Source organism: Desulfurobacteriaceae bacterium (assembly GCA_039832905.1).
Classification (GTDB): domain Bacteria; phylum Aquificota; class Aquificia; order Desulfurobacteriales; family Desulfurobacteriaceae; genus Desulfurobacterium.
In genome coordinates this window covers 30,696-35,325 of record JBDOLX010000011.1, presented here as the reverse complement: position 1 = coordinate 35,325, position 4,630 = coordinate 30,696, and the positions used below count along the sequence as shown (strand labels likewise).

General features: G+C 39.8%; 8 protein-coding genes. All 8 read left to right on the top strand.

From position 1 onward, the window contains the following. The coding region (locus ABGX27_00560; protein MEO2067989.1) for a YbaB/EbfC family nucleoid-associated protein at positions 1 to 210 on the top strand (210 nt) is incomplete at its 5' end. Next, positions 207 to 812, top strand: coding sequence for a recombination mediator RecR (gene recR / locus ABGX27_00555; protein MEO2067988.1), 606 nt, complete (start codon positions 207 to 209; stop codon positions 810 to 812). The genes ABGX27_00560 and recR, both read left to right, overlap by 4 nt. Further along, positions 812 to 1,378, top strand: a complete 567-nt coding sequence (locus ABGX27_00550; GenBank protein ID MEO2067987.1) for a 2-oxoacid:acceptor oxidoreductase family protein — start codon at positions 812 to 814, stop codon at positions 1,376 to 1,378. The genes recR and ABGX27_00550 overlap by 1 nt, the downstream gene beginning before the upstream one ends. After that, on the top strand, positions 1,375 to 1,668 hold the full coding sequence (gene porD, locus ABGX27_00545; protein MEO2067986.1) for a pyruvate synthase subunit PorD: 294 nt from the start codon (positions 1,375 to 1,377) through the stop codon (positions 1,666 to 1,668). The genes ABGX27_00550 and porD overlap by 4 nt, the downstream gene beginning before the upstream one ends. Positions 1,669 to 1,670: 2 nt before the next feature. Beyond that, complete coding sequence (porA, locus tag ABGX27_00540; GenBank protein MEO2067985.1) at positions 1,671 to 2,879, top strand: pyruvate ferredoxin oxidoreductase; 1,209 nt, start codon at positions 1,671 to 1,673, stop codon at positions 2,877 to 2,879. Positions 2,880 to 2,890: 11 nt separating this feature from the next. Continuing rightward, positions 2,891 to 3,868 (top strand): thiamine pyrophosphate-dependent enzyme, encoded by a 978-nt coding sequence (locus ABGX27_00535; protein ID MEO2067984.1) that lies wholly within the window; start codon positions 2,891 to 2,893, stop codon positions 3,866 to 3,868. After that, the gene (locus ABGX27_00530; GenBank protein ID MEO2067983.1) at positions 3,868 to 4,341 is read left to right on the top strand and encodes a roadblock/LC7 domain-containing protein; all 474 of its coding nucleotides are present in this window, start codon (positions 3,868 to 3,870) and stop codon (positions 4,339 to 4,341) included. The genes ABGX27_00535 and ABGX27_00530 overlap by 1 nt, the downstream gene beginning before the upstream one ends. Before the next feature lie 8 nt (positions 4,342 to 4,349). Further along, positions 4,350 to 4,630 (top strand): gliding-motility protein MglA (locus tag ABGX27_00525; protein ID MEO2067982.1); only part of this gene is annotated, 281 nt, incomplete at its 3' end.

Sequence of the window (4,630 nt, the reverse complement as noted above, 5' to 3'; positions counted from 1 at the left end):
GGTGCAGTTAAAGTTGTGGCTAAGGGAACAGGAGACTTGGTCTCTGTTGAGATAGATGAAGAACTCTTTAAATCCGGTGATAAAGAAATGTTAGAAGACTTAATAGTCGCTGCAGCAAATAAAGCTTTACAGGAAGCAAGAGAAACCCTTACAAAGGAGTTGGGTAAGCTTACCGGTGGGCTTGGAATAGATATCGGAGGTCTCTTTTGATATACCCTGATAACTTGGAACTTCTTATTAAGTTCTTGGCAGAAGTTCCTGGTATTAGCGAAAGGGCTGCTGAGAGAGCAGTTTTGCAGCTTTCAAAACTTCCCGAGGAAAAAAGAAGAATTGTTGTAAATGCTTTTAAAGAGCTTGAAAGCATTGTTCCTTGTAGGAAATGCGGACTTCCTGCGGAAGGTGAGATTTGTTCAATATGTAACGACCCAGAAAGGGACAGAGAAACTGTTTGCGTTGTTGAACAACCAAGAGATGCAATTTCAATAGAAAAGCTTGGAGAATATAAAGGACTTTATCATGTCCTTGGAGGAGTGATTTCCCCTTTAGAGGACATATCTCCTGAGGATTTGAGAATAGAGAGTCTTTTAGAAAGGATAAAAGAAGAAGGGATAAAGAAAGTAATAATTGCCCTTAACCCTACCGTTGAAGGTGAAGCTACTTCTAAGTTTTTGGTTGATAGGTTGCAGGACTTAAAAGTTGAAGTTTACAGAATAAGCTATGGAATTCCTTACGGTGGAACTATCGATATGGCAGATGAACTTACTTTAAAAAGAGCTCTTGAAGACTTGAAACTCATAGTTGGAGGAAAGTAATGATAGAGATAAGATGGCACGCTCGTGGTGGTCAAGGTGCAGTAACTGCTTCCAAGATTTTGGCAAGTGCTGTTATCCAAGAAGGAAAGTACGCTCAGAGCAACCCAGATTACGGTGCTGAAAGATCCGGTGCACCACTTAGAGCTTACAATAGGGTTTCTGAAAAGCCAATTACTCTTCACTGTATGGTTCTAAATCCAGATATTGTTGTGGTTGTTGACCCAACTCTCCTTAATACAGTTAACGTTTTAGAAGGAACGAATGAAAACGCAATTCTTGTAATTAACACAAACAAATCTCCAAAGGAAATAAGAGAAAAGTACAAGATTGAAGGAAGGAAAATCTACACAGTTGACGCTACAAAGATAGCAATGGAAGAATTAAAAAGACCTCTCATGAACGTTCCAATGCTTGGAGCTCTTGTAAAGGTTCTTAACGGTCTTGTTGACATTAAGACTGTTGAGGAAGATATCAAGGAAGCTTTTGGAAAGAAGGTTTCTGAGAACGTCCTTGCTGCTAACATTAAGGCACTTTATAGAGCTTATGAGGAGGTACAGTCAGAATGATTAAGGGATGGAAAGATTTGCCAATAGGTGGAGTAATTCCTGAACCCGGTTCAAGTGAAAAATACAATACAGGTGAATGGAGAGCTTGGAGACCTGTTTTTGAAAAGGAAAAGTGCGTAAACTGTATGATTTGCTGGGTATTCTGTCCAGACTCTTGTATTTTAGTGAAAGATGAACAAATGATAGGAATTAACTACGATCACTGCAAAGGTTGTGGTATCTGTGCTTACGAATGTCCAACAAATGCTCTTGAAATGAAGCCTGAGTATCTCTTTCGTGAGGAGGATTAACAATGAGACCTGAGCTAATTAAAGAGGTAACTTACGTTCCATATTCTGGAAATATGGCAGCTGCAGAAGCTATGAGACAGATTAATCCAGATGTTGTGGCTGCTTATCCAATTACTCCTCAAACAGAGTTAATGCAGTTCTTTGCAGACTTTGTAGCGAATGGTCTTGTAGATAGTGAGTATATTCCTGTTGAAAGTGAACACTCTGCTATGTCTGCTTGCGTTGGTGCAGCAGCAGCTGGTTCAAGGGCTATGACAGCTACAGCTGGTCCAGGTCTTGCTTACATGTGGGAAGTTCTCGGAATTGCTTCTGGAATGAGACTTCCAATTGTTATGACTGTAGTTAACAGAGCCCTTTCTGCTCCTATCAACATTCACGGTGATCAGTCCGATATAATGGGAGCAAGAGACCAAGGTTGGATAATGCTCTTTTCTGAAAATGCAGAAGAACAGTACGATAACCTCATTCAAGCTATAAAGATAGCTGAAGATGAAAGAACAAGACTTCCTGTAATGGTTGGAATGGACGGTTTCGTTATTTCTCACGCTATTGAAAGAGTTAGACTTCTTCCAGATAAAGCTGTAAGTGAGTTCATTGGGGAACTAAAACCAATGTACTCCCTCTTAGATGTTGACAATCCTGTGGCTCACGGTCCAGTTGCAATGACAGACTCCTACATGGAGTTTAAGCGTCAACAAAGAGACGCTATGATGAATGCTTACAAGGTAATAAGAGAAGTAGGAGAAGCTTTTGAAGAAGCTTTTGGCAAGAAATATGAACACATTGAAACTTACAAGACAGAAGATGCTGACTACATCTTAATTATCATAGGTTCTACTGCAGGAACTGCTAAGTTCGTTGTAGATAAGCTAAGAGAAGAGAAAGGAATTAAAGCTGGTATTATCAAGATTAGAACATTTAGGCCATTCCCATACTACGATGTAATGGACGCAATAGAGGCTTCTAACTGTAAAGCAATTGGTGTATTTGATAGGGCTGAAACATTTGGAGGAGCATCTGGTCCTCTATTTGAAGAAATTGCAACAGCTCAACACCTAAGACGTAAGTACTACCCAATGGTAGGATTTATTTACGGACTTGGTGGAAGGGATACAAACGTTAACCACATTGAAGAAGCTATAGATAAGCTTCAAAGACTCGCTGCTGGAGAGGAAATTCCTCTTGTAAACTACCTTAACTTGAAAGAGTAATGGAGGAAACAATGGCACAGGTTAAAGCTAGCGAAATTAAAGTACCACCTTTAAAGAAGTTAACTAATTATCCTGAGAAGCTTGCACCTGGACATAGACTTTGTGCAGGATGTGGTGCATCTATCATTATTAGACAAATGTACATGGTTGCTAATGCTCTTGGATATGAGCTCATTATCGCTAACGCCACAGGTTGCGTAGAAGTTTGTACAACAATATATCCTTACAATGCGTGGCGTTCTCCTTGGATTCACAATGCCTTTGAAAACGCTGCTGCAACAATAGCTGGAGTAGAGGCAGCTTACAAAGCCCTCAAGAGAAAAGGTAAACTTCCTACTGATAAGAAGGTTAAGTTTGTAGCTCTTGGAGGAGACGGAGGAACAGCAGACATCGGATTCCAAGCACTTTCTGGAGCATTAGAAAGGGGACACGACTTTATTTATGTTTGTTACGATAACGAAGCTTACATGAACACAGGTATTCAAAGGTCAAGTGCTACTCCGAAATTTGCAAACACTACAACTCAGCCAGTAGGTTCTTGTAGCGTAGGAAAGCCTCAGAGTAAGAAGTGGATGCCAGAAGTTGCTGCTGCTCATGGAATTCCATACGTTGCTCAGGTATCCCCTTCACATTGGAAAGATTTTATGGAAAAATTTAAGAAAGCAATTTTGACAGAGGGACCGTCATACATTAATGCCTTTTGCGTGTGTCCGAGAGGATGGCGTTCTAAAGAGGAAGAAGGAATGACAATAGCAAGGCTTGCGGTGGAAACAAACTACTGGCCACTTTTTGAAGTTGAGAACGGAAAGTGGAAGATTACGTATAGACCTAAGAATCCAAAGCCTGTTGAAGAGTTCTTAAAGACACAGGGAAGATTTAAGCATCTCTTTAAGCCTGAAAACAAACACTTAATAGATGAATTACAGGCTGAAGTTGATAGAAGATGGGATTTACTAAATAAACTAGAACAGCTTGGAAGGGAAGAGTGATGCTCAATATAACACTTGAAGAAGATAAGAAGCTAAGGGAACTTCTATCTAATTTAGCTGAGGAGAGTAAATCTAAGATTGTATTCTTGATAGATAAGTCTGGTCAGCTCATTAGCCGTAGTGATTCTCCCGATTTTTCTTCTGATGAGATTACTTTTGCCTCCTTGACCGCCGGTAACGTGGCGGCTTCGGAGGCTTTATCTAAACTCCTTGGGGACAAAGACCTGAACCATATGTTCACGGAAACGGAAGAAGAAGGTATCTATATGATCCTTGTAGATGACAAGTTTATACTCGTTGCTATTTTCAATAAAGAATTATCAAACCTTGGAATATTGAGGGTCAAAATTAAAAAGTATTATCCTGAGATTGTGAAGATACTTAGAACCATACTTGAAAGAACAAAGAACGAATCTGCCGTATCTGAGGAAATTAACATTGATGATATTGACTTAGACTCCCTTTTTGAATAGGAGAACCCATGCCATTTGTAAACTTTGCAACTAGAGAGATAAACTGTAAGATAGTTTATTATGGTCCAGGTCTAAGTGGTAAAACTACAAACATTAAGTGGATTTATGAACACGTAAAGCCTGAGAATCGTGGGGAACTGGTAACTCTTGCAACCGAAACGGAAAGGACTCTATTTTTTGATTTTGTGCCAATTGAAGTTTCTAGCGTAAGGGGCTTTAAAGTAAGGTTCCACCTATACACAACACCGGGACAGATCATCTATCAGGCAAGTCGTAAACTAATCCTTAA